Origin of the sequence: Ructibacterium gallinarum, from assembly GCF_014982785.1 — a bacterium.
In the GTDB taxonomy this organism is placed as follows: domain Bacteria; phylum Bacillota; class Clostridia; order Monoglobales; family Monoglobaceae; genus Ructibacterium; species Ructibacterium gallinarum.
Genome location: NZ_JADCKB010000008.1, coordinates 47,435 through 73,057 on the forward strand (window position 1 = coordinate 47,435; position 25,623 = coordinate 73,057).

The 25,623-nt window shown below is 52.9% G+C and carries 17 protein-coding genes and 1 other RNA gene; 7 read left to right on the forward strand and 11 right to left on the reverse strand.

Going from position 1 to position 25,623, the window contains the following annotated elements:
• Positions 1 to 64 precede the first annotated feature (64 nt).
• The 11 genes from INF28_RS05160 to smpB form a co-directional block, all read right to left on the reverse strand.
• Complete coding sequence (locus INF28_RS05160; protein ID WP_226392402.1) at positions 65 to 2,542, reverse strand: leucine-rich repeat protein; 2,478 nt, start codon at positions 2,540 to 2,542, stop codon at positions 65 to 67.
• A 58-nt stretch (positions 2,543 to 2,600) separates the two neighbouring features.
• Positions 2,601 to 3,668, reverse strand: coding sequence for an S-layer homology domain-containing protein (locus tag INF28_RS05165; RefSeq protein WP_226392403.1), 1,068 nt, complete (start codon positions 3,666 to 3,668; stop codon positions 2,601 to 2,603).
• Between the two features lie 31 nt (positions 3,669 to 3,699).
• Positions 3,700 to 5,145, reverse strand: coding sequence for a hypothetical protein (locus INF28_RS05170; protein ID WP_226392404.1), 1,446 nt, complete (start codon positions 5,143 to 5,145; stop codon positions 3,700 to 3,702).
• A 118-nt stretch (positions 5,146 to 5,263) separates the two neighbouring features.
• Positions 5,264 to 12,073: an S-layer homology domain-containing protein gene (locus tag INF28_RS05175; protein WP_226392405.1), complete on the reverse strand. Its 6,810-nt coding sequence runs from the start codon at positions 12,071 to 12,073 to the stop codon at positions 5,264 to 5,266.
• Positions 12,074 to 12,137: 64 nt separating this feature from the next.
• A complete protein-coding gene (locus INF28_RS05180; RefSeq protein ID WP_226392406.1) occupies positions 12,138 to 13,232 on the reverse strand; it encodes a CAP and S-layer homology domain-containing protein in 1,095 nt (364 codons plus the stop codon).
• Between the two features lie 29 nt (positions 13,233 to 13,261).
• Positions 13,262 to 14,398, reverse strand: a complete 1,137-nt coding sequence (locus INF28_RS05185; protein WP_226392407.1) for a hypothetical protein — start codon at positions 14,396 to 14,398, stop codon at positions 13,262 to 13,264.
• Positions 14,399 to 14,442: 44 nt separating this feature from the next.
• On the reverse strand, positions 14,443 to 14,796 hold the full coding sequence (locus INF28_RS05190) for a hypothetical protein (protein ID WP_177660187.1): 354 nt from the start codon (positions 14,794 to 14,796) through the stop codon (positions 14,443 to 14,445).
• Between the two features lie 495 nt (positions 14,797 to 15,291).
• Entirely contained in the window at positions 15,292 to 16,758 is a 1,467-nt protein-coding gene (locus tag INF28_RS05195; RefSeq protein ID WP_226392408.1) for a helix-turn-helix domain-containing protein, read from the reverse strand.
• A gap of 569 nt (positions 16,759 to 17,327) precedes the next feature.
• Positions 17,328 to 17,675: a transfer-messenger RNA gene (ssrA, locus tag INF28_RS05200) on the reverse strand.
• A 185-nt stretch (positions 17,676 to 17,860) separates the two neighbouring features.
• Positions 17,861 to 18,694 (reverse strand): alpha/beta hydrolase, encoded by an 834-nt coding sequence (locus INF28_RS05205; RefSeq protein ID WP_226392409.1) that lies wholly within the window; start codon positions 18,692 to 18,694, stop codon positions 17,861 to 17,863.
• A gap of 63 nt (positions 18,695 to 18,757) precedes the next feature.
• Positions 18,758 to 19,225 carry an SsrA-binding protein SmpB gene (gene smpB, locus INF28_RS05210; RefSeq protein WP_226392458.1) on the reverse strand — a complete coding sequence of 156 codons (468 nt, stop codon included), beginning with the start codon at positions 19,223 to 19,225 and terminating at the stop codon, positions 18,758 to 18,760.
• Between the two features lie 287 nt (positions 19,226 to 19,512).
• Here smpB and INF28_RS05215 point away from each other — a divergent pair, with 287 nt between their 5' ends.
• From INF28_RS05215 to INF28_RS05245, 7 genes are read left to right on the forward strand one after another with little or no spacing between them, the layout of a single operon-like run.
• Positions 19,513 to 20,385: a class I SAM-dependent methyltransferase gene (locus INF28_RS05215; RefSeq protein WP_226392410.1), complete on the forward strand. Its 873-nt coding sequence runs from the start codon at positions 19,513 to 19,515 to the stop codon at positions 20,383 to 20,385.
• A gap of 20 nt (positions 20,386 to 20,405) precedes the next feature.
• The gene (locus tag INF28_RS05220; RefSeq protein ID WP_264175700.1) at positions 20,406 to 21,278 is read left to right on the forward strand and encodes an energy-coupling factor transporter ATPase; all 873 of its coding nucleotides are present in this window, start codon (positions 20,406 to 20,408) and stop codon (positions 21,276 to 21,278) included.
• On the forward strand, positions 21,275 to 22,138 hold the full coding sequence (locus tag INF28_RS05225; protein ID WP_226392411.1) for an energy-coupling factor transporter ATPase: 864 nt from the start codon (positions 21,275 to 21,277) through the stop codon (positions 22,136 to 22,138). Before INF28_RS05220 ends, INF28_RS05225 begins: the two co-directional genes overlap by 4 nt.
• A complete protein-coding gene (locus tag INF28_RS05230; RefSeq protein WP_226392412.1) occupies positions 22,132 to 22,956 on the forward strand; it encodes an energy-coupling factor transporter transmembrane component T family protein in 825 nt (274 codons plus the stop codon). The genes INF28_RS05225 and INF28_RS05230 overlap by 7 nt, the downstream gene beginning before the upstream one ends.
• Entirely contained in the window at positions 22,875 to 23,708 is an 834-nt protein-coding gene (gene truA, locus INF28_RS05235) for a tRNA pseudouridine(38-40) synthase TruA (RefSeq protein ID WP_226392413.1), read from the forward strand. Before INF28_RS05230 ends, truA begins: the two co-directional genes overlap by 82 nt.
• 6 nt (positions 23,709 to 23,714) lie before the next feature.
• Positions 23,715 to 24,890 (forward strand): DUF5711 family protein, encoded by a 1,176-nt coding sequence (locus INF28_RS05240; RefSeq protein ID WP_226392414.1) that lies wholly within the window; start codon positions 23,715 to 23,717, stop codon positions 24,888 to 24,890.
• 32 nt (positions 24,891 to 24,922) lie between these two features.
• Complete coding sequence (locus INF28_RS05245) at positions 24,923 to 25,618, forward strand: CvpA family protein (RefSeq protein ID WP_226392415.1); 696 nt, start codon at positions 24,923 to 24,925, stop codon at positions 25,616 to 25,618.
• Positions 25,619 to 25,623: the final 5 nt, after the last annotated feature.

Here is a 25,623-nt window from a genome sequence, read left to right on the forward strand (position 1 = left end):
TTCCGTCTGAAGGATTCCGGCCGGAGGAGCGGATACCCCTCCAGCCGGAACACATCGTTCCTGTTTATTTTTCCAAAAACCGCTGCAAGATCGCCGCGGCTTCTGCGCGGGTGGTGGCGCCCTGCGGGTCAAGGACGCCGTCCCCCTTGCCGGAGATGAGCCCTGCGCCGACCGCCCAGGACACGCCCTCCTGCGCCCAGTTTGACAGCGCGCCCGTGTCGCCGAACTGCGACAGGTCGCCGCGCCCGGAAGTTTCCATACCCTTAAAGCCCGCGTACCGCTGGAAAATGGCGGCAAGCTGCTCGCGGGTGATCCGGTCGTCCGGGGCAAAGGTGGAAGCGTCATAGCCCTGTACAATGCCGTTGACGTTCGCCCATGCCACCGCCTTGGCGTACCACGCATCCGCCGGTACGTCTGCAAAGGTGCTTGCGCCCGCGACCGGCTCGCCCTCTGCCCGCCACAGCACCGTCACCAGCATACCGCGGGTAACAGGTTCATTGGGCGCGAACGAGGTGTCCGACACGCCGGAAAAGAGGCCGTTATTCACCACGTACTCCACCGCGCCTGCAAACCAGTTGTTCGTCCGCACATCGGTAAAGGAGCCGACCATTGGCGCGACGCTTGACGGCGCAGAGGGCAGCCCTTCCAGCATGGATTCATCAAAGATGACAACCTTCAAATGCTCATCAAAGCCTTCATCAACGCCGTTGAAGGGGACGTAAACATCCATATTGGGTATGACCACCACGCCTGCGCCAGCGCCGCCGATATGGGTATTGGGGAACACCCGTTCCACATTGGGCATCAGGATGGTCCCGCTGCCCGGCTGGATGGCGCCATAAGATAATATATCAACGCCCCCATAGCCGTAAAAGCCTTCTATCACCTTTGCCCGGTTCAGGTTTATGATGGGAATAGCACTCGACGTCAGTCTATGGACATTGAGGATGGTGTCCGGCAGGGTCAGGGCGTCCATCTGGCAGTCATACAAAAAGTCCTCCCATGTGGTGATGGCAGCGGACCAGTTGGTGATCTGGCCGATGTTGTTATTCGTAAACGCCGCCCAGTCCATATATTCCAGGCTGTCCGGCAGACGGACGTCCATTTTTTGGGATGAGCCGGTATTGATATGGGCAAAAGCCTTTTGCCCGATATACTTCACGCCGTTGGGGATTTCCAGATAGCCGATGTCGATTTGATAATCGCTTTCAAACGCATTCATGCCGATATAGGTCAGGGCGTCAGGCAAATCGCGCAGGGCGCTTTTGGGGACGCCCCGGTGTCCGTTTGGAACATCATCAATATAGGTGACGCTTTCCGGCAGGGTGAAATCATCTAATTCGTACATCCCATCGGGAAACGCGTTCGGTCCGATATAGCGCAGCCCGTCCGGGAGGGACATGGTAGTGTCATAGTGGCTGGATTGCCATTCCATTATCCCCAGCGTACCGGGACGGACATCGACATGGAGCGGCGTCCAGGGATCCAGTTCGGTTTCCTTAAAGCAGAATACGCCGCCAAGATAGTTTTCACCACCTGGAAGGTTCTCCCAATACGGTGTTCTCTCAAGACTTCCCGGATAAAGGACTTCCAGTGTGCCGGGGAAGCTGATGCTGTCAAGCGAGCTGCAGCCGGCAAATGCGTTATCACCGATTTTTTTCAACCCCTCCGGCAGCACGACATTGTTCAGGCTGGTACAGCCACCAAAGGCTCCGAACCCAATCTCTTTTAAGCCGCTGCCAAAGTTTACCGTAGTTAGTTCCGACTGCGCGCCAAAAGCGCTTTCCGCAATGTATTCCACGCTGTCCGGTAACGTGACAGAGGTAACCTTAGAATTTTCAGTGCGGGCAATGGAGAAGGCATCGGTGGCAATGCCCCTGACGCCATCCGGTACGGTAACCACAGGATCGTCCCCAAAATAGCATACCAGTTCTCCGCCGATGACAATAAAGGGGTCGCCGCCGTCCCACACACGTTCCATCAGATTATATACCATTTCGGTGCCGAGGAACGCATTGGCGCCGATATATTCTACACCGGCAGGGATGGTAAAATTGTCTACCTTGCAGTCCTTGAAAGCGCGCTCACCGATGGATTTCAACGTGGAGGGCAGGTTGATTTCCGACAAGCCCGGGGCGCTTGCAAACGCATCATCGCCAATAGTTTCCAGACCTTCCGGCAGTGTAACCTTCTCCAGATTGCCTACAGAATAAGCCGTATTTGGGTAATAGGCAAATCTTTTGATATATTTCACGGTGCCTGGTACAACAACGGATTCCACCGTATTGGTGCCGTCACCCAGAAGATCAAGGTTTCCTATCCCCACCACGGTGTAGCCGTTGATTTGCGAGGGGATCACCAGGTCGGTTTCCGTGCCGTTATAACCCATGATTTCAATGGTGTCCTCGGTGACAAAGCGATAGTCAAAGACAGCGCCCGGATCCTCCGCCGCAAACGCCGCCATGGGCATAAGGCTCAGCAGCATACACAGGGCAAGCAGCACGCCCCATATGCGTTTGGTAATGGTTTTTGTTGTTTGCATAATAACTTCATCTCTTTTCTAAATCAGGTGGGTTCCGGATTGCAGTCCAAAACCGGTTTTAGTTCGCATTTTTCAGGTATTCGTCAAGCCGCATCAGGACGGTGGCAACCTCCGCGCGTGTCGCGCCGCCCTGCGGGTCGAGGATCCCCCCGTCTTTGCCGGCAATGAGCCCCGCGCCGACCGCCCAGGCTACGCTGTCGCGCGCCCAGGAGGAAATCTGGCTGTTATCCCCAAACTGGTTTAAGTTATACGGCTCGTTCGCAACCAAATTCTTGGAGTAGGCGTAGCGGTACATAATGGTCGCCATCTGTTCGCGGGTTACGCCCGCGCCCGGCGCAAAGGTGTTGTCGCTCACGCCGGATACAATATCGTTGGCTGCCGCCCACGCCACAGCGCCCGCGTAGTAGGCGTCCGCCGCTACGTCCGCGAAAATGACCGCCTCCGCCTGCTTCCTGCCGTCCATGCGCCACAGCGCCGTAACAATCATGCCGCGGTCCATGTCCGCATTGGGCGCAAACTCGTTGTCGCTCACGCCGGACAAAATCCCATTGTCAAATACGTAGTTTACGCTGTTGTAATACCAGTCGTTTTCATTGACGTCCAAAAAATCACCCGGAACCATCTGGTTTTCATCCGGCTGGTTGGAGCCCCGGTCGTCCGAAGCCTGGATGCTGCCGTCGGATACCGCCCAGTCGCTCCACGGGCCGGGTTCCCCTAAATAATATGTAGTGGGGCCGGGGAACGCGTCAATATCCCCAAGTACGTTGATCCCCCTTGCGCGCACGCGGAAGCTGTAGCCATCCGCCGGGTTCACCGCTTTTTTAAAGGGCATGACGGTATAGGTGGTCAGGAACGGGTCAACACCGGGTTCATAAGCAGGCTGCCCATTGTGATACCGTTCTATCTCATATTCCACATACTGATACCCCTCCGGCGGGGCGACCTTATCCCATTTGATATACATTTCCTGTTTCGGGTCGCTTTCTACGGTTTCAAACCGCAGATTGGTCGGCGGCGACGGTATGTTGGAAGCAAACGCTGCCATTGGCGCAAGCTCCATTATCATGCACAGGGCAAGCAAGGCGCCGCATATACGCCGGGACCATGTTTTTCTTGTCTTTTTCATGAGCTCATCTCCTTTTAACTCGCTTCTAAGTTTAAACCGTTTGTTCATCAAAGGGGGCAAGCGGCTGCAGGGAAGAAAAGTCCTTCCACAGGAACACTTTGACCGTAAGCTGTTCCCCGCTCAGGCTGCCGCTTAAAGGAAGCGTAATGGCTTGCGTACCTGTACTTTGCGCGTTTTCTATTTTTTCCATGGAAACCATCCTGCCGGATGCATCATATACCGCGGCGCACACAATCGGGGTAGCTTCACCCGCATCCCACTTTGCCGTTACCGATACGGAAGATGCGCTTTTCGCGGCATTTTGAATTTCAACAAACGCCGGGCCGTCCGCCCCTGCGGTCGCGCTGTAAAGGTCAAACAGCTGGGCCTGATGGAACCCGCCGCCGATGGGGAGCCCCGCTATTTCATCCCCGTCGGCCGCCTTATCCGGGATACTGTAATCCAGCGTTTTCCCGTTTAATTTTACAGGCGAAGCATCGGATACCATATATCCGGTATACGCGGTTACGATAATAAAATATTCGTAGGTAACTCCATCTTCAAATAGCAAGATTTTATTGGCGATTCTATCGTTCATCGCATTATCGCTGGTAATCATCTTGCCGTCGTTGCCTTCCCAGCCCTCGATGATATGATAATAAGATAAATCACTCTCCGCCACTTTTGCATTAAACTGCGGCGCTTGGCCCACGGTTACGTCCAGCGATGCGTTTTCGATATTGATCCCGTTAACTTTTGTAAGCGTTATACTTCTGACCGGGCTTTGCACCCAGTCGCCTGTGTATCCGGATTCCTGGAGCGACCGCACCTTAAAATAATAATCTCCTCCGTAATTTTGCATGATTCCGCCAAACGGATTTGTAGCGCCATTCCAAGCGAGATCTTTACCTCCTGATGTGTCTGGGGGGGAAAGCGTTGCTCTATACTGCAGAAGCTCCTCCTTATTTCGGTACAGGCGAAAGTCATATAATTCTACGCCTGCCACAGATTCCCACACGACCACATTGCCGTCCCATTGAAGATTTGACGGAGCCTCAAGAGAGACGCTGGTGCTATATAGAGTCCGGCTCTGCACTTCCGTGCTCAGGTCGCCGTTCCATGTAAACTGTGCATTAGGGTCGTCCGGATCCGCCGTGATCGATAACGAACCCGTTTCCGACTGTACAATGAAGAAATAGTCACCGGCGCCGTTCCTGCTGATCGCGCTGCCCAGGTCATAGGAGGTCCTTTCGGTTGTGTCTTCAAAAACCACACGACCTGCATTTGCTCCTGTCCGTGACACTAAAAAGATGTGATACCGAATCCTTTGATAATCCCCCGCCGGCTGTACCCACTCCGCCTTAGTACCGTCCCAGTCCGCATACAGCGGCGCCGGTGCGGCGGCAAACACCGTCATGGGCAGCAGCCCTGCCAGCATGCACAGGGCGAGGATCGCGCCCAATACACGCCGGGATAGTGTTTTTGCTGTTGTTTTCATAAACTCATCTCCTTGTTATAAAATCGTATTTGCTAAAAACCATATCCTTGTTTTCCGTATCAGGATTCCCGGCAGGGAGGGCCGGTTGGCCCTCCGGCCGGAACAAAATCATTTCAGTTTACTTTTCCAAAAACCGTTGTAGGATAGCGGCAACTTCCGCGCGGGTCGCGCTGCCCAGCGGGTCAAGGACGCCGTCCCCCTTGCCGGAGATGAGCCCCACGCCAACTGCCCAGGAGACATTGCCCTGCGCCCAGGCGGAAACTTTGCCTGCATCCCCAAACTGCGACAGGTCGCCGGATTCACTTGTTTCCATCCCCTTAAAGCCTGCATATCGCTGGAAAATGGCGGCTATCTGCTCGCGGGTAATGAAGTCGTCCGGGCCAAAGGCAGAAGCGTCATACCCCTGTACAATGCCGTTGGCGTTCGCCCACGCCACCGCCTTGGCGTAGTATGCGTCCGCCGGGACGTCCGCAAAGGCGCTCGCGCCTGCGGACGGTTCGCCTTCCGCGCGCCACAGCACCGTTACCAGCATGCCGCGGGTCATGGCGGTATCCGGTGCAAATTCCGTATCCGACACGCCTGCAAACAGGCCGTTTTCATTTGCGTACCGCACCGCGTCGTAGAACCAGTCGCTCTCCGCTACGTCGGCAAACGGGTTTTTCCACTCGGAAGGAGGCGGGGTAGGCTGCGCGCCGTCCTCCGTCCATTTTGCGTACAGCGTCAGGTTTTTAGTTACTTTCGTATCAAAGTCAAATGCCTCTGTGCATTCCTTATCCGTAAACCAGCCCCCAAAGGTATAGCCTTCGCGGGTCGGATCCGCCGGTTTTGTGACCGTGCCGTTCCTATTTACGCGGATGCTGTCAATCCCGCTGCCGCCCTGGGTATCGAAGGTTACCGTGTAGCGCGTGGTTCCGCCACCGCCTCCGCCGCCGGGTCTGGTATCGGGCGTGTCAGAGGTTTCCGTTTTTTTCAAAGTATAGGTGAATGTCGCTACTTTGCTATCCTTTTTGCCTGCCGCCACAGCAATGGCTTTGATGGTCATATCCGAGGTGATGAGGATGGATTTCGTATATAATTTGCTTGTGCGGGTTGGTTCCGTGCCGTCTGTGGTGTAGTATATTGTTACACCATCTTCTGCCGTCAGTACAATCGGCGTATTTACATCCAGTTTACTGCCGCTATCCGGATTTGCAGTAGGCGCGGCTGCCTGTTCCAAAGCTTTGAAATCAAGCTGTTCCTTGAAATGATTTTGCAGCATTTGTTTGCCGGTGTAGCTTGTAACATCGCTCTTGACTTCCAGCAGGACAACCGAATCTTCTTCGATTGCCGTATTCAGTACAACGGTACGGGCAAAGTTTTTGTCTCCGTTTGCTTCTTTATCTGGATAGGAAATCATCCCTGCCGTATTAAGATCCATCTTTTTACCATTTACCGACAGATTGAATTTATCTGCGGTCAATGTGGAAACATCCATATACTGGTCAAATACGACATATACACCCTCTGATGTGGCAACAGTGTTTGCTTCATCTACCGTGGGATTGGCGCTGGCATAGAGATTGATGTTGACATCCAGCTGAACCGGCGGAACCGGCATTGCATAAATATCGCCTTTTTTCTCAGCGCCGGAGCCATCGTTTTCACCCGTGGTATAAGGTTCATAGCCGTTGGCCACAAAATCAACGGACCAATATCCTTCGGGTACCATCCACTCATATTGACCGTTTTCATTGGTCAGATAGGGGTTGACTTGGTCGAATTCACCTGCGTTCCACATTGTACGGTTGCCCGCATCGTCTACTGTATAGATAGTCGCGCTTACGCCCTCAATCCGGTTGCTTTCCACGCCGGCATAGACATAACCGGAGGGGTCAATGATGGGCTTTCTGGTATCGGGAACAGCTTCGCCCTTTGTGGTAGTATTGGCCGTTTTCGGTTTCAAGCCCAGATCCCCTTTGGCCTTTTCAATCAGCTCGCGCTGTTCCGCCTCCGTCATATCAGCCCATTTTTTCCCGTTTTCAAAAAAATAATCTTTATAATCCTCTGGTTCAAATAGATAGTCTTCCTCGTATTTCTGGGCGTTGCGGGGATCGGGGAAACGATCGTCAAAGGGGAACCAGCCCCAGTCTACCACACCATGCTCATCGATATCCATCAGTGCTTCATAGCAGAGCTGCTTCAGCTCATAAATGTACTCTTCCTTGGTCGGCCCCAACCTTATCATATCACCTATATCGCCCGATTGGTTTTTCATCTCCTCCCGCGCCCAATCGCTCATGTTGGCGATAAGCTCCTGTTTGCTTTCCACATCCATGATCGCCGCATTCCCCAGAACTTTACCGATTTCTACATTCAGTTCTGTACCACCCAATGTCCAAAAGATCTCACTCTTTAGCTGTTTATACAGATCGCCAGGCTGGCCATACACCTTTTTACCGCCCGTTTCAATTCTGGGAAGATATTCCACATCGTTCTGCTCAAGACATTGAACCATCAGCACCAGCGAAAGTAGGGTTGGATCGTTGCCGCACATCGTCACATAATCAATGACCGGCGCCTGCGGGTCGGGGGCGCCTCCTTCATTTGCCGGAGCGGCAGACAAGCGGAACATGCTGGGATTTTCCGCCTTGGCCTGCGGATGTTCCAAAACCGCCTGTTCATATTTTTCGCCAAACTCCTCGAAGTTATTATACCAGCCTTCCAGCAGCTCAATCTCAATATCTTCCTTATCCTCCGCCGTTATCGTAACCGGTGTATTGGATGTACAGATCGTTTGCTCAAGATAACCGGTCTGCTCGTTGATTACGCGCTCGGTGTAGGAATTTGGAGTTATCACCGTATCCAGCCAGAGGGCGTTGCTGCCGCCATCGGTGGCTTTCTGGATGACGCGGTACTGCCAAACGTCATTGACCTTCTCTACCGCTACATAGACCTGATTGCCGACGTGCCCGTTCCCTGCTGCACTTTGTTCCGCCTCGCAGGCTTTCAATTCCGTCAGCAAATCAGCGATATCGGCTTCTGTCTCAGCAGTATCGGTAAGGGTGAACCCTCCAACCTCCATTGTCAAGCCTTTGTCGCCCTCGGCCTTGGTAAAGGTAACGCCATGTTGGCTGATTCCGGCCAGATCCAGATCTTCCGGAATCGCATAATCCGCTTCCTTTTCCCGTAGCCGTGCAAAGTCCGTTGCCGTCATGGTCGCAAGGTCGCCATCGTTGGGGTCGATTATCTTTTCGTAGGAGACCCATGCGCCGGTGGGTGGATTATTTCCGCACAGTTTCGGCTCTGTCTGCCATGTGTTGTCCCGGGTTTTTTTTGCTTTCAAAAGCTCCACGCCGTTGGCACGGGGCAAATGGACGATAACGCTTTCGCTGTTCAATTTATCCGCATTGCCAAAGGTCATGGTATAGACAACCGGCGTATCCGGCATATACCAGTAAAAACCGGTCATTGCCTCGCCATTATCCCACAACACCTCATTCCTACCCACGTAATCGGTAATTTCTATCGTTTTCAAATAGGGGGCTGTCGAGCTGTAGGTTACGGTTTGCGTTGCCGAAACAACTTCCCGGTCGCCGCTCTTATATTTGGCAATCACAGAATGTTCTTCCGTGCCAATGGGATTGTTTAAGCGCAATCTTGCAGTGTAAAAGCCATCTTTGTTCGCTGTCATCACCGCTGCCGTTTCACCATCCAGCATAATCGTGACGTCGGCATTTTTCGGCGCTTGGCCATAGACCGAGAAAACATCACTGCCCGTTGCCGACGGCGCATACAGGGAGATGCTCGGCGAAGCGATCTTGCTTTCCCCAATATACTGCTTCGTGCCGCCGTCAAAAGAAACCGCCGCCTGTGCCGTAACATTACTGAGATTCGTGCGGCCGCTCTGCCACTGAATCACCGCCGGATAACCGCCGTATACACGGATGTCGGGGATTTCAACGGAATATCTTCCTCCAAAACCGGAATCATTCATGTCATGATTAGGAGAAAGCTTTACATCCTCCTGTGCGCGTTTGCCATTGATGTAAACACTGCCATCCAAAATATTCGGGCTAATTCCATCGCTCTCAGAGGTCTGATTGGTGTCCAAATAGACGGTCAATGTATTCCCTACTGTATTAGGCTTATTGGGCGCAACGGTCACCCGGGCGGAAACGGTTGTCGCCGTTGCGTCCAGGGTCAGGCCGCTGGCTTCGGCGTTCAGTATCAGCATCTGCTCGTTTATATTGCCTGTGGGCAGGGTCAGTTCCTGTCCCACCGTCTGCTGAGGAGATTGACTGTCTTTTAGCTCGACCGTTGCTTCCGCGCTCACCTTGCCGTTGGTTTTCAAAGCGTTAATGCTATTCTCCGCCTTATCCAAGGTATCCAACTCGTCATGGTCAATTACCCGATAGGCGTCGTCCAATAGGAACAGATAGGTATATGTTCCCTCAGGCAGGGGAATCCCCTGATAATAAGAATCGCCTTGATACAAGTCGGTGTAGATTAGTTTTTTGTCATTTTGGCCATGTCCATATACCAGAACATAAAAATTACGATCCAGTACATTGGTCAGTGTAAATTGGGGATAGCTATAATATTCCCATGTTATCGAGTCGGTATATACGGCGCTGGAATTCTCATCCAGTTCCAGGTTCTCAATAGCTGCTCTCCCGATTTTCGATCGAACGGTCAGTGTTATGTTTGTATTTGGAGCGGCGCCTGTTAAGGTAATCAAATCGCTGTCTTCCACTGCGGCGGGAATATTTGTTTCGCCCTGCTTCGCAGAAGCGGAAACGAGGCTTCCGCTGTTTTGTGGCAGGAACACAACTCCCGTGCGGGCTGTCAGGGTGAAATCCTTGCTTGTATCCGCAGTGTTAAGGGGTTCGGTTTTTGTTTCTGCCATGATATAGGAAGCAGAGATATTCGCCGTGCCGCCGCTTGGCACACCTTGAATCGTGTAGATACCATCTTTATCGGTGTAATCGGTATAGGTTTTGGCGATGCCGTTGACATGGGCGGTAATGCTCACAAGAGCGTTTGCCTGCGCCTTGCCGCCCACATGGACTGTACCGGAAACATCGCGTACCGGCATGTCTGTCATTTCCAGCGTTACGGATTCTCCTGTCACCTGTACACGGCCTGAAGCTTGATAGTCCAATGCGGCGCCGTTGGTAGGCACAGCCTCGGCGTATAGAGTTTCACCGGAAAAGTACACACAGTTCTCGCCAACGGCAACAAGCTTGCCGCTCTCATCATACCAGTCAACGCGGTGGCTCACATCGGGAGACACCGTCGCCTTCGCTTCGCCCGCCACCGTCACACCACTAACGGTGAGGTTAGCCGTGGTTTTTTGGCCGTCAGTCACGGTGATAGGCTCCGTACTGCCGCAAGTTGCAATCCGCCCTTCTTTTGTCAGCGTAACATCTGCCTTGTATGTACCGGGTTCAGGAGACCCCATGCTAAATGTACCCGGAGCGCTAATGATCCGTGAGGAGATCATCCCGCTCTCAGAATCACGCAGTGTCAGCACGGCGCCTTCGGGAACAGCGCCCGTTACCGCCACTTCCAAATGGGCAACGACATTTTTATCAATCGTAGATTCCGCAGTGATATTTCCCACGGCATATTTCATGCTGCCCAGAGTAACTGCATCTGTCGGCACAGTGCCGCTGTAGATATAGATACCGGCGGAGGCGGCTCCCTCCGTTGTCAAGTTCATGGTTTTTTCAGCCGTGCCATCGCTGTATGCCAGGGTCGCAGTAGGCGTTTCGGCTGCATTGCTGACAAACAGATAGGCCGTGATCCTGCCCTCTGCCAACACACCGTTAGGCGCTTCATCCACATAAACCGTTTGTAAATTGATAACCGGCGAGTCATCGGGGTCATCAGGGTCTACGGAGGGCGTCGTGCCTCCGCCGTCGCCTTTCAGCACCAGATTTTGTGCCGCTCTCGTTTGGTAAAAAGATTCGCCGGCTTCCAGACTATGGTATAATGTCCAGTCATAAAGCTCTTTTGTTCCACCGTTATATGGTGTATATTTTTGGTCATAGCTGTAGGGGCCGAAGAATTCCATCCAGGAAAGGCTCACCGGTGCACCATCCAGTTGTTCGCACAACGGATACTCCCTGCCATCAACGGTGACGGTTTCTCCCGTAGCTATGTAATCCATATGATACCAGCCGCCTGTGCCATCTCCCCAGTCTTTATGCTCGCCAGTCACGAAATACAAATTGCCCTGACTGTCTTTAAACCGATAAGGAGTAGTATACCTCGTTTCACCAACATAGAAAGGGAATTCCGTATATTTGTTAAAAAGCGGATCGAAATTCCCACGCACATAGGGCTCGACCGTCTTTCCACCGGAGGACACACTGCCGTAAACCAGTGCATTTTCCTTTGCCGCAGTACCATGAATGATCAATGCGGCACCATTCTTACTGATAGCATTCACCGTTGCATTTTCCGTGACGATAAATCTTGCATCGGCATATTCGCCTCTGATATAAATGGCTTCTTCACGAATGGCATCTGTGCCATTATTGTTCACATTCATTACGCCATTGCCTGAAACGATTGCGCCGCAGCCGGTGAAGTTCAGTTGGCCGAAGGTGACATTGCCCGTCAGCTTGATTGTGAAATCACTTCCCATGCAGTTGGCTCCCAGGCTCACGAACTCGCCGTCTTTCAGGGTCAGGGTATTGGTATTCTCATCATAAGCGATACCCAAACCGGACAAGGTCTGCGGATCGCTTGCCTCCCAGCCGGAGGCCTCTCCGGCATAAGCATAAATCCAGCCATCTTGTGTTTCAACCCCAACATAGGCCGCTGGAATTACGGGTTTTGCCGCAAACGCCGCCACCGGCAGCAGCCCAAGCAGCAGGCACAAGGCAAGCAACGCGCTTCCCACGCGCCGCCACAAACCTTTTGCTATCTGTTGTTTGCTCATTTTTTCAGACTCCTTTATTTATTAAGATATATTTTTCATACTTTCTTTTTCGTATGTTCTATAATTACCCGGCAAAGCACTGCGTCCAGTAAACACCCAGCTCGCCGCCCAACACGACACCTACGCCCAGGCGCGTCGCCTCCGGATCCAGGATATTGCCCCGGTGCCCCGGCGAGTTCATCCAGCCGTCCATAATCACCTCCGGCGCCGCGTCCCCGGCCGAGATATTCTCACTAATCATATAATAGGAAATGCCCGCCGCGTCCGCGCGCCCGTCCGGGCCGAGGCCGTCCGGGTTCACATGGTCAAAAAAGCCGCGCTTTATCATGTCCTCGCTGTGGGCGCGGGCCAGCGCCGCAAGGCCGTCGTCCCATGCAAGGGCGGCAAGGCCGTTCTCGGCGCGCACCTGGTTTACCATGTCAAAAATGGCTTTTTCGTATTCCCCGCTGTATCCGGTTACTTCCCCCGGTACTCCGGCAGGGGGCGCGCTGCCCGCCTGCGCAAGCACATCGGTTAAAATCCCGTTTATGATGCCGTTCAAATTCTCCGTGTCAGTCGCCCGGCCGTCAAGGCGGCGCAAAAGCGTACAAAGCTCTGCCCGCGTCAGATAATCAAAGGGCGCAAAGCCCGTGTCCTTGCCCAGCATAATGTTGTTGTCAATCGCGGCAGAAATCATGCTGCACATCGCCGGGTCATCTTGATATTCTGCATAGTCCGCCATGCCCTGCGCCGAAGCGCCGGGATGGCCCTCCCACACAATGCCGTGTATCGGCAGGATGGCATGCACCGCGTCCCGTCTGGTCAAAGGCTCCTCCGGGTACAGGTAGAGCCCCTGGTACAGCGGCATCAAAAGCCCGGAGCCGGTGTAGGGCGCATACCACGCCGACGGGTCAACGTCCGCCCATAAAAGGTACGAATCGCCGCTTTCCACCAGCCCGTATACGGCGGTAATGATTTTCATAAATTCCGCGCGGCTGATGGTTTTATCCGGCTGGAACGTCCCGTCCGGGTAGCCGCTTAAGTATCCTTTCTCCGTCATGGCGCTGATATCTGCCTCCGCCCAATGCCCGGCAGTGTCGCTGAATGCGAATGCCTGCAGGGGCAACGCGGCCAGGAGCAGCGCAAGGAAAGCACCAAGCAATTTGCTATGTATCTTCATATGGAATCCCTCCTGTCCAGGATTTTATCCTATTCAATATAGCCGGAAATAGGCTCTATATACACACTGTCGTCGGTTACGGGCTCGTAGCGCCCGCCCTGGTAGGTATCGCTCCAGCCGTTTTCCGCCCGGTAGATTTCGCCGGTTTGGGTATCGTAAACCCGTTCATATCCCAGCGTGGCGTCACTCTGCTTCTGGCTGATAATATCCTGGCTGGTGCTGCGCGCTTCCCAGGAGGACATGATGCCGTCCAAAACAGCATTGGCGTTGGCGCTGAACTGCATCGCCTGCGCCACCTGCTCCTGCCCCGCCTGCTGCACGCTTTGCACATAAGCCTGGGAGTATTCCAGCGTCCCCATGCATTGGGTCAGCACGTCTTCCCACTCAATCAGCGTATCCTTTGCAGCGGTGACCGCCATGATATTGTACGCCATATAATAGCCGCCGTCCGCGCTGGGGATCTGATAGCCCGACGGAGCGCCCGCGGCAATCTGAACCGGTCCGAAATCTACCACCGTGGCGGCGAACATCCCTTCGCCTTCCCTGCCATCCTCTGTGAAGGTGGCGCGGAGCAGCTCGTCGCCCAGCGCCGCCTGCCCGAAATTGCCCGCAGACGGGAAACGCTCGGTAACAGTGAAATCCTCAAACCGTGGGAAGGTGTAGCCCGCGTAGCCTGGTTCTGCCTGCACGGCAAAGTCCGCATACTGGGGGAACAGCTTATAGAAATTTTCAGTGGACGGCTGCGCCAATACCGGCGCAAGGGTAAATAGGTACGCCTGGCTGTTGCCCGCTGCATAAGTGTACTGCCACGCCTCCTTCCCCGCCTGGCTGTGCAGCAGGGCGTCCGCTTTCAGCAAAACGAACATCTGGTTCAGCGGCTCCTCCGGGTCGGTTACGCGGATACTGTGATACATCCCGGTGCCTCCGCTGGATACCGACCAGCCGGCCGGGATTTGCATGCTGAACGAACCGTCCGGCGCGCTGTACAACTCTGTCTCGGTTGCTTTTGCTTTGGTTTTGGTAATGGTAACGTTTCCGCTGTCCGGCGTCTGAACCGGCATCCCGGTTTGCACGGGCGGCGCTTTAACGCCGCAGGCGGAAAGGACTGCTGCCAGCAGGGTAACGGATAACACCACTGGCAAGCGCCGCTTGCATTTGATTTGCATAGGCCGTCGGCCTCCTTCCGTATGGCAAGTATATTCGGCACAGCTTACTGTGCCGCCGCGCCTGTATCTTCCGGCGGCTGGAACCGGACGCCCTTCATCACCAACACGTTTTCTAGATGCTGGGTGATCCGGTCAGCCACGGCGGTCAAAGCACGCTGCTGTCCGGGAATGGACAGTCCGCAGCATGGCGCAAGCATAGCGAGCGTCATAATGGTTCCGCAACCGCCCTCTTTCACTGTGATAGAAAACTTGCTTACATTGCCGTAAATGTTTGCCTCCGCAATCACGTCCTTCGCCTCGCCATCGCCGTATTCTGCCTCCATCTGATCCAGCATGTCATATACGGCAAGCTGGACATTTTTTTTTGCATACGGGAGCATCCTTTCCATTACTTCCATTTTTCTGCCTCCTTCTTACAATTATTTTTTGAATGCCCGGCAGAGCATCCCCATTTGAGTCCATCCTGTTAATGTTGCAGATTTTTTTATTTCCCTCCAAACAACTGTCGGTCTCTGAAAAAAATATAGCATAGTCCTGAAAAAAATATAAGTTTACAAACGTACATTTTTTTGTTTTTCAGGGTTGAATTTTGTAAACCCCCGGCCATTTTGGGGTTATCAAATGTAAACTCTGGCCTGTTTTGGAGGGGTTAACATTTGTAAACCCCCTATTTTTCATGTATTTTTTTCTATTATTTGATATTTTGAGGCTGTTTTTACGAACATATATTTGCATATGAAAAAAGCAATAAAAAAAGCGGGGCAAACGCCTCGCTTTCCATTTCAAAGAATCAATGGATTATGTTTTTGTTTTTAAGATGTAAAATCCGCACGATATTTTTAAAATAGCACAGAAAAAGACAAACGCCATTTAAGAAGGGAGGAGAAATATACTTACAAATTTTCCGTTTCCGTTTTAAAGGGCTGGCCAATAGGTCCTTTGATTGTATTTCGTTCGCCCCATTGATAATAAAATTGCGTTAAATCCAGCCGGGTTCCTGTCTGCGTCTTGTCGTTCAGGCTGCGGATATGTTTATATAAAGCCGTCCTGGAAATCGCCAATTGTTCCGAGATTACCTGGAGGTTTTCGTTTGGCTCGGCAAGCAGCTGCTGAAAAACCTCCTTCTCACGCGGCGTCAGGGAGAAAACCTGTGTAAATTTTGAAAACTTGTCTGCCTCTCTGCGCTGCGCATCGTTCATCCTGGTAATCTCCCGCATTTGCGCGGCATACGCGGCCATTACAACCATAACCGCCGCGAACAAGAGCAGCACAAGCAGGATTGTGATAATACCGCCGCCTGCAAACAGCAGCGTAACCGAACCGTTTGTAACCAGGACGGCGCTGAGATTGTTAACCGCGCGGCCAAGACCTGCCCACAGCGCTGGAAACCGCATATGCAATGACAGCTCCATAAAGCTGGTGGTAAAGTATACCGCGAAAAAACCGGCAGTCAGGTAAAACACCACAAGCCCGATCAGGAACGGGTCTCCCAGCCATATTACCGCAACACACAACGTGGACAGCATCATCACACAGTACATGATGAGGTTCATAAACTTTCTTTTCCGTATATCAAACAAAAACCCTGCCATAAGCCCGCTAACAGCCAGGAGAATCCTTGGCCATTGCCCGACGTCCGCGTGTCCCGACGCGTGAGGGAGTGTTACCGCGTTGTCCAATGTGCTGAATACGCAGGCCATCAGCGCGACAAGCAACGCCAGCAAAAGCCCTGCCGACAGCTTTTTCCGGGACATGGCCGCCTCCTCATTTTGCCCGCTGCTTTCCGGTTCCGTTTCTTTCACATGCTTTAAGTACCGCTGCTGTGTCCACAGCATTAAGACGCACAGCATGGCTAAAAAAGCGGATAGAAAACCCGCTTCTGCGGTTTCGACATTGACCAGGTTGTTGTTTAAAAATTGCAGCAAAATCCCCAGGGCATAGGCTATCCCGACAATCCGCGCCAGCGCCGCGCTTGCCCGAACAATGCGCGCCGCTATGCTGTGGACCGCGCTGCCAAAAAAGCCAAGGACAAAAAACAGCACCATGCCGGATATGAGAATTGCCGCATAGGATAAATGCTGCTGCATAACGAATATACACACAATCGCTGCCAGCGCTAATGCCAGGGTAATGATACCCTGATACTGTCTTTTTACAAGGCGGCTCAGCGCCGGATACAGTAAAAAACCGACTGTGCTCACACCAAGCACATAGTTCTGCGCATTTACAGCATTTCCTGCCTCCGTTGTCAGCGCAATCATATTCACATATAGGTATTCAGCACCTAAAAAAATAAAGGTAAACACGCCAATTAAAAGAATGGCGCTTATTGTCGTCAGTTTTCGCAGTTCATCTATCATCTCGTTTATGCCTTTCTATGTATTCTAATGGTTTGCCATTTTCCGAAAAACAGAAAACGGCCTCCATGTTGCAGAGATATTCTTCTGCGACAGAGACCCTTCTTACTGCACCGATACCGCCTGTGTCTGGGCAGTATTGCTGTATGAAATTTATTCCGTTTCGCCGCCCAATGTACCCGATAAAAGGGATGAACACCTGGCTTGAATCCATGTGTGTCTGCTTTTCAATCTCCGTTCGCTTATTATATAGATATATAATTAATAATTATTATATCATAAAATTTATCTATATTCAAGTCCTAATATTATTTTGTCCAAATACACCAAGCAACCGAATCCGTTGAAACCGTGTCTATTTACAAATTTAACGATTGGCGGCATAAAGAAACGATTGCACCGCGATTTAACAATTACTCAAAATAAAAACACTTACAAAAAGCATAAAGAAACGCAAAAAATCGTACCCATAACAGCAATCACTAATTTATAAAATTTTAAAATCGTTTGTATTAAGGGCTTTCAGGAGAAAAAAAGAGCAGTAATTTTTTATCAAAATTACTGCTCCGATTTGGTGGAGATGAGGGGAATTGAACCCCTGTCCGAAAAAGCATCCCCACAAAGCGCTACGGGCGTAGTCAGTGGTCAGTATTCCCGCCCGTCGGTGTCCACTGACAAACACCGGCGGCCGGTAGCTTCATCTTTCATGGCCGGGTCAAAGCTTTCCCGGCTCACGTTCACCGCATCGTTGATGCCCTCTCCCCGGACTGCGGTATTCCGGGGCGGACAGCTGCACTAAGCGGCAGCGTATGCTAAATTATCGTTATTAGCGTTTATTTTTAAGTTTGGGTTTTTTACGCAGTACCCGCTGCGGCCCGCTCCTTGTGTCTCTGCTTCCCCGTCGAAACCTTTACATCCCCATTTCTATCAAGGGCCAAAATCGTCTCCGGCTCTTTTTTCTTTTTCTACCCGCTTGAAATCGGAGCAACGCTCCTGCTAAGCTTGCAACAGATTGTAATTCGCTCCGCAGGGTTTCAGAGGGAGATGATAACTCCCTCTGAAATGGAACCCGCCGCCTAAAAGGCGGGGGATATCTGTGCTCCCATTATAACTGCGCAAGCCAGCGTATGGACATATCCACCCAAGGCTGAACCGCCGGTATAATGCCGCCCGGCGTACTTGCCGTAATCTTGTTGGCAAGGGAAAGGCCATGCTCTCCCTCCGGGAAGATATGTAATTCATATTCTACTCTATTTTTCAGCAGAGCCGCCGCAAACCGCATGGAACTCTCCACCGGTACCGCGCCGTCCGAGAACGTATGCCACAAAAATGTCTTGGGCGTCTTGGGCGTTACATGCTCTTCCAGCGGAAAATACGGACGCACCTCTTCCCGGCCTGCCATAAAGTTCTGCAGCGTTCCCATATGGGTCTTTTCTTCCTCGCCCGTGATCACGGGATATCCCAGGATCATGCCATTGGGCCGGTTCTCCCCGGCTTCTGCTCCGGAATACTTTAGAATCATTTCCTCATCATAATATACGCCCAGGCTGGCCGCAAGGTGACCGCCTGCCGAAAAACCGCAGACCGCAATTTTATCCTTGTCAATGTGGTGCTCCTCTGCAATGCTCCGCACATACGCCACCGCCTTGGACAGCTCACAGCACGCCGCCGGCCACCCTGTGGGCGCTATGGAATAATCCAGCACAAAGGCATGATATCCCGCACCGCAGTACCGCATTGCAATGGGCTCTGCCTCCCGCGGGGACACAAACCCATATCCGCCGCCCGGACAAATCACCACTGCCGGCCGCGTCTTCCAGTTGGTATCCTCAAGGTACCGCTCGTCCAGGATATATGCCGAAAGCTTCGGCGCCTTTGCCGGCTCCGCACAGCCCATGGCTTTGTAGTCTACACTCATATCCACTTCAAAATGTAACATTTTTTCTCACCGTTCTTTGATATAATATATGTTTTAATATATGTTTTTCATTTCTTTTTCATACTATCTGTGCTCGCGGATGGCGCGGTCCATATTCCGTTTCGCATCCCGCTCCGCCGCCGCGGCGCGCTTGTCATAGTCCTTCTTGCCCCGGCACAGCCCCAGCTTCAGCTTCACATGCTGTCCCTTAAAATACAGACGCAGCGGAATCAACGTATACCCCTGCTGCTGGGTGAGCCCAATCAGCCGGTTGATCTCCTGCCGGTGCAGCAGCAGCCGCCTTGGCCGCAGCGGATCGTGGTTAAAAATACTCCCCTGCTCATACGGGCTGACGTGCATCCCAATCAAGATGGCCTCGCCGGTCTTGCAGGACACATAACTGTCCTTCAAATTCACCCGGCCGGCCCGGATGGACTTGACCTCGGTGCCCCGCAGCTCCAGCCCCGCTTCATACTCCGCCTCCACAAAATAATCGTGATAGGCCTTTTTGTTCTGCGCTATACTGCTGTTTTCGCTCTTTGCCTTTGCCATACGGTTCACCGCCTTTTTCTCCTGCTTTAAAGTATCCGCATACAACCGCTTCATTATACTCCCATTTTCGTGAAAAGTCAATATAATTTCATAAATTTCAGCCTCCGATTTGGCAATTTGGACACCCCCTCTTTCCTTTTCATACCTTGACGCTTTGGCTTAAAAATGGTATAATGATGTATCTTGGATTTTTATAACATAAACCCGTTTTTATCTCTCTGCCCCAAATCGCCGCTGTGCGGCTTTCAGGCAGACTGGCGTATGCGGGCATAAAGGTGGTATGACAGATGTTTCTCGCAGACGGATGGAAAGATTACGAACTGATTGACTGCGACAAAGGCGAAAAGCTGGAACGCTGGGGCAACCGCATCTTGGTGCGTCCCGACCCGCAAATCGTTTGGGAACTTGACCCCACTGACCGCTCTCCCCTCTGGGAGCAGGCGGACGCCCGCTATGTGCGCAGCAGTACCGGCGGCGGCAGCTGGCATACCTTTCATAAGCTCCCGCCCTCCTGGACGGTGAATTATCACGAGCTTACTTTCGGTATCAAACCCATGGGCTTTAAGCATACTGGCTTGTTCCCCGAACAGGCCGCCAATTGGGATTGGTTCTCCCATATCATTCAAAAAAGCGGCAGAGAGAATGTTAATGTTCTCAACCTCTTTGCCTATACCGGCGGCGCCACCCTGGCCGCCGCATCCGCCGGCGCTTCCGTCTGCCATGTGGATGCCGCAAAAGGCATGGTCAGCTGGGCCAAGGAAAACGCTGTGCTCTCCGGACTTTCCCAGCGCCCTATCCGCTATATCGTGGACGACGTGAAGAAATTCGTTCAGCGTGAAATCCGCCGCGGAAGAAAATACGACGGCATTATTATGGATCCCCCCTCTTACGGCCGCGGCCCAGGCGGGGAACTATGGAAAATCGAACAGGAGCTGTACCCGCTGATCTGCCTCTGCATGCAGGTGCTCAGTGATGACCCGCTCTTTTTCCTGGTCAACACCTATACCACCGGCCTTTCCGGCAGCATTATGGAAAATATCTTCCGCATGACGCTGCGCCGGCAGTTTGGCGGCTCCTTTGCCGTGGACGAGGTTGGCCTGCCCGTTACCAGCAAAAGCCTGGTCCTGCCCTGCGGCTATAGTTCCCGCTGGCAGGCCTGACACAGAAAGAAGGTATCCATTTGGAACCCATCATTTATATCGATCATCTTTGCTTCTCTTATCACAACGAAGAGTCCGGGCAGGATATTCCGGTGCTGCGGGACGTTTCTCTCTCTATCAACAAAGGCGAATTTCTCGCCGTTTTGGGACATAACGGTTCCGGCAAATCCACCATCGCAAAACATCTGAACGCTATCTTGACCCCCGTTTCCGGACGGGTATTGGTAGAGGGCATCGATACCTCTGACCCCGACCGTCTTTATGATATCCGCCAGCGGGTGGGTATGGTTTTTCAAAACCCCGATAATCAGATGGTTGCCAACATTGTGGAAGAGGACGTGGCCTTTGCCCCGGAAAATCTGGGCGTACCTCCCCAAGAGATTCGGCAGCGGGTAGATGCGGCACTTGCGGCAGTCAATATGACCGCCTTTCGCCGTCACGCCCCCCATATGCTCTCCGGCGGACAGAAACAGCGGGTCGCCATTGCCGGCGTTCTGGCCATGCAGCCCGATATTCTGGTTCTGGACGAACCTACCGCCATGCTGGATCCATCCGGCCGGGCGGAAATTCTCAGCACCATAAAAAAGCTGAATCAATCCCTGGGCATGACCGTGGTGCTCATCACCCACTACATGGACGAGGCGGTACAGGCCGACCGAGTGGTGGTGATCGACCAAGGCGAAATCAAAATGCAGGGAACCCCCAAGCAAATCTTTCCTCAAGTGCAGGAACTGAAAAAACTGGGGCTTGACACCCCGCAGGCAACCGAACTGATTTACCGGCTCCGCCAGCAGGGCATTGATCTTGACCCGGCGGTCTTAGACGCGGATGCCTGCATTGACGCCATTATGGAGCGTCTTCATTCTATCAAACACACAGGTGAACTTTCATGATAAAGCTGAAAAACGTGGGCTATGTCTATATGCAGGGCGGCCCATTTGAAAAAACAGCCCTTGAAGATATCAATCTGGAAATCAGTGAGGGCGAATTTATTGGCCTGATCGGCCATACCGGATCGGGGAAATCCACCCTGATCCAGCTGCTCAACGGTCTTTTAAAACCCACCTCCGGCACCATCTCCATAGGCGGCCGGGTGCTGGGTCAAAAGGGCACCGATATGCGCGCCCTCCGCTTTGACGTGGGGCTGGTGATGCAGTATCCGGAGTACCAGCTCTTTGAGGAAACCGTGGCCAAGGACATTGCCTTCGGTCCTTCTAACATGGGGCTTGACCCCAAAGAAATTGAGGAACGTGTGGCGTTTGCCGCCAATATGGTGGGGCTCAAAAAAGAGCTTCTTTCAAAATCCCCCTTTGACCTCTCCGGCGGGCAGAAACGCCGCGCCGCCATTGCCGGCGTCCTTGCCATGGAGCCAAAGGTCCTGATTCTGGACGAACCCACCGCCGGCCTTGATCCTGCCGGCAGGGATGAGATTCTCTTTAAAATCAAAGATATGCACGAGAGGATGAATATGACCGTTATTTTGGTCTCTCACAGTATGGAGGATATTGCCAAGCTTGCCGACCGGATTCTGGTCATGAACCACGGCCGGGTGGAAATGTTCGGCACTACCGACGCCGTGTTCCAGCAGGGACAGCGGCTGAGTGAGATCGGTCTCAACGTTCCTCAAATCACCCGGATCATGGACGGCCTGAAACAAAAAGGCCTGCCTGTTCCCGGCGGCATCTATACCGTTGAGGACGCGCTGCGCGTTCTGATTCCAATTTTGAAACCGGAGGGAAATCCCTTATGCTAAAAGATATTACTCTGGGACAGTATTTCCCCGGCGATACCATCATACACCGTCTTGACCCCAGAACCAAGCTGCTTTTGGTCCTTGTTTACATGATCCTGACCTTCTCCATCAACGGATTTTTGGGCTATCTTATTCTGGCTGTCTTTACCTTCGGCTGTATTTTTATCTCCAGGGTTCCGCTGAAATTTGTACTCAAAGGCCTCAAGCCCATTTTTGTCTTTATTGTCATCACCGGGCTGTTTAACCTGTTTCTCACCGGCGGCGATCCGGTTTTTCACTGGTGGATTTTTACCATTACCAAGCAGGGGCTCTATTTTGCGGCGTTCATGATCCTGCGCCTGGTTTTTTTAATCCTGGGCACCTCGCTGCTGACCCTGACCACCTCCCCCATTGCGCTGACCGACGGGCTGGAGCATCTGCTCTCCCCCTTTAAGCGCATCGGCCTGCCCGCCCACGAGCTGGCCATGATGATGACCATTGCACTGCGCTTTATCCCTACCCTCATGGAGGAAACCGATAAAATCATCAAGGCGCAGTCTGCCCGGGGCGCGGATTTTGAATCCGGCAATCTGCTTCGGCGTGCCAAAGCCATGGTTCCTATTTTGATTCCGCTGTTCATCAGTGCGTTCCGGCGGGCCGACGAGCTGGCCACCGCCATGGAATGCCGTTGTTACCGGGGCGGTGAAAACCGTACCCGGCTCCATGAACTGAAATACACCAAAGCTGACTCTGCCGCGTGGCTCTGTTTCCTTCTGCTTGCCGCCCTGCTCCTTGCACTGCGGTTTCTGCCCTGGACTGGGGGAGGCGCCGCCTTATGACCAAAAACATTGCCATGCGCATTCTCTATGACGGCACCCATTACCACGGCTGGCAGCGGCAGAAAAACGGCATTACCGTCCAGCAGGTTTTGGAGGACACCCTGTCCCGCCTTACCGGCGAGACCATCTCGGTGACCGGCTGCAGCCGCACCGATGCCGGCGTCCATGCCCTTGATTATGTGCTCAATTTCAGATCCCATACCACCATCCCCCCGGATCGGATCCCCTATGCGGTCAACCATCTTCTGCCCGATGATATTTCCGCTGTGTCCGCCTGGGAGGTACCGCCAGACTTTAACGCCCGGTTCTCTGCCCGGGGCAAGCGCTATATTTACCGTATTTTAAACGCCCGGATGCAGAATCCCTTTCTTACCCGTTACAGCTGGCACCTGCCCTATCCTCTTGACGCCAAGGTCATCTGCGCCGCAGCGCCTATGCTGGAGGGCAAGCACGATTTTTCCGCCTTTATGGCCGCAGGCGGCGACCAGAAAACCACCGTCCGTACGGTCACTGTCTGCCGGGCCGAAGTCAGCGGCGAACAAAACGAAATTATTTGTGTTACCGTGGAGGCAGACGCCTTCCTTTACAACATGGTCCGCATCATGACCGGGACACTGGCGGAAATCGGCATGGGCCGGATTGATCCTGACGATCTTCCCGCCATTATCAAAAGCGGCGACCGGAAACGATGTGGTCTGACTGCTCCCCCACAAGGTTTGTTCTTAAAAAAAGTCTATTATGATTTGGGATGAATAAATATGAAAATAAACCGAAACTTACCCATTCTGAAACATCCAAAACAGCAGCTTTCTGTATTTTTCAATACAGAAACCTCTCTTGCCCTGCGGAAAAAACGGATTACCTTCCGCCCGGGCCGGCTGATCCTGCTGCTGATTGCCGCCCTGCTGGTTCTGATTTTGCTGATCAATCTTTTGATGATCCCTTCCCACCGGCCCCGCTCCATTGATATGGATTTTGAAACCGGCGGCAATTATACCCTGATCCCCTTTGGAAACAACATTCTTCTATATAATAAACAATACATTAAAACCGTAAATACCCGGGGCGAAACGCTTTGGTCCCTGAACCTTCCGCTTTCCCAGCCCATTGTGGAAACCGCCGGCGATTATGTGCTTGCCGCCGATCTTGCCGGCAACAGCTTTGCCGGCCTCTTCCATGGCGGCGAAAAGCTTCAGGAATTCAGCCTCGGCAACGATATTATTTCCGCTAAACTGAACAAAGACGGCGACTGTGCCTTTGCCACCGCCGCAGACGGCTATAAGGGAAAGGTGACCGTCTTTGACAAAAAAGGAAAGGAAATCTTTAGCTGGAACAGCGGCGAAGGCTATATTATGGACATCGCCCTCAGCGACAACGGCAAGCATTTGGCGGTGGCTCAGCTGATCAGCACTACCGATACGGCCTCCTCACGGATCCAGTTTATCGATCTCAGCCGCAAAAAGGTGGTAGGCACCGCCGACCGGGAAGGCACCGTGGTAACAGAACTTCGGTTCTCCGGCAGCCGCCTGCTGGCCGTCTCCGACTTAGAGCTTTGCGGCTTCTCCGGCAGCGGCCGGTTCCAGTATTCCGTTTCTTTTGCCGGCAAACAACCCGGCAAATACGACATTTCAAGCGATGATCTTCTGGCATTCCTCACCAGCGACAACCGGGGCAATGCCGTTTTAGAGCTATACGACACCGCCGGCAAGCTCAAAGGCTCTTACCACGCAGACAGCGGCATCAGCAATCTGGCCGTCTGCGGCAGTACCGTCATTGTCTCCCGCCAGCGCGATATTATGTATATCAACTCCCGCGGTAAGCTGAAAAAAACCGTTTCCAGCCCCTGCGATATCAAAAGCCTGGGGGTCTTCGGCGATCAGAAAACCGTTCTTGCCGCCGGCAGTACTTCTGCTTATATTGTCAGGATGCGCTGAAAAATGTATTGTTACTTTAAGGAGGTTTTGCCATGCCATCTTCATTCCTTTTCAGCTGGACCGATGTGGTCCTGGTTGTTCTTATCGGTATTTTTGCCTTTGCCGGCTGGAAAAGCGGGTTTGTGAAAATGAGCTTTCGACTTCTTTCCTTCCTTGCCGCCATTGTGCTGGCATGGCTCTTCTATCCAACAGTAACCGCATTCCTGCGGACCACTCCCCTTTATGACACCCTGTTTTCCGCGCTGGGCGGCGCTGCCGCCGACCCGGCCGCAGCGCCGGGAACGGCGCTTACCCCTGATTTTCTCCTTGACGCCATGAATCAGGGTATCCAAACCTTTGAAAACGGCGCAGCCGAGTATCTTACTCTGCTGCTGATTAATATTTTGTCCTTCCTGCTGGTTCTGATTGCCGCCAAGCTGATACTGATACTGGTTGGCCGCATTCTCCACCTGTTTGCCTCCCTCCCCGTCATCGGCTTCTTTAACCGGCTGGCCGGGCTGGTTCTGGGGCTCTTGGAAGGTTTTCTGGTGGCCTGTATCCTGCTGGCCCTCATCTGGGGCATTACCCCGCTTAGGGAGAATACCTATCTCGCCTATGCCATTGAACAATCTTCCGCCACCAAGATTCTTTATCTTAACAATCCACTCCTGCGGCTGGTTCTGCCGCAGTCAGAACAAACCGACGACAATCCGCCTCCCACACAAACGCAGGAGACGGTCGAGCTTTAATATAA

What these genes read in the sequence shown, in the direction of transcription:
- INF28_RS05180 (WP_226392406.1), bottom strand. Translation starts at nt 13,232, where the DNA reads ATGAAGATACATAGCAAATTGCTTGGTGCTTTCCTTGCGCTGCTCCTG.
- INF28_RS05190 (WP_177660187.1), bottom strand. Translation starts at nt 14,796, where the DNA reads ATGGAAGTAATGGAAAGGATGCTCCCGTATGCAAAAAAAAATGTCCAG.
- INF28_RS05230 (WP_226392412.1), top strand. Translation starts at nt 22,132, where the DNA reads ATGCTAAAAGATATTACTCTGGGACAGTATTTCCCCGGCGATACCATC.
- INF28_RS05245 (WP_226392415.1), top strand. Translation starts at nt 24,923, where the DNA reads ATGCCATCTTCATTCCTTTTCAGCTGGACCGATGTGGTCCTGGTTGTT.
- INF28_RS05160 (WP_226392402.1), bottom strand. Translation starts at nt 2,542, where the DNA reads ATGCAAACAACAAAAACCATTACCAAACGCATATGGGGCGTGCTGCTT.
- INF28_RS05165 (WP_226392403.1), bottom strand. Translation starts at nt 3,668, where the DNA reads ATGAAAAAGACAAGAAAAACATGGTCCCGGCGTATATGCGGCGCCTTG.
- INF28_RS05185 (WP_226392407.1), bottom strand. Translation starts at nt 14,398, where the DNA reads ATGCAAATCAAATGCAAGCGGCGCTTGCCAGTGGTGTTATCCGTTACC.
- INF28_RS05195 (WP_226392408.1), bottom strand. Translation starts at nt 16,758, where the DNA reads ATGATAGATGAACTGCGAAAACTGACGACAATAAGCGCCATTCTTTTA.
- INF28_RS05240 (WP_226392414.1), top strand. Translation starts at nt 23,715, where the DNA reads ATGAAAATAAACCGAAACTTACCCATTCTGAAACATCCAAAACAGCAG.
- INF28_RS05215 (WP_226392410.1), top strand. Translation starts at nt 19,513, where the DNA reads ATGTTTCTCGCAGACGGATGGAAAGATTACGAACTGATTGACTGCGAC.
- INF28_RS05225 (WP_226392411.1), top strand. Translation starts at nt 21,275, where the DNA reads ATGATAAAGCTGAAAAACGTGGGCTATGTCTATATGCAGGGCGGCCCA.
- INF28_RS05170 (WP_226392404.1), bottom strand. Translation starts at nt 5,145, where the DNA reads ATGAAAACAACAGCAAAAACACTATCCCGGCGTGTATTGGGCGCGATC.
- smpB (WP_226392458.1), bottom strand. Translation starts at nt 19,225, where the DNA reads ATGGCAAAGGCAAAGAGCGAAAACAGCAGTATAGCGCAGAACAAAAAG.
- INF28_RS05175 (WP_226392405.1), bottom strand. Translation starts at nt 12,073, where the DNA reads ATGAGCAAACAACAGATAGCAAAAGGTTTGTGGCGGCGCGTGGGAAGC.
- INF28_RS05205 (WP_226392409.1), bottom strand. Translation starts at nt 18,694, where the DNA reads ATGTTACATTTTGAAGTGGATATGAGTGTAGACTACAAAGCCATGGGC.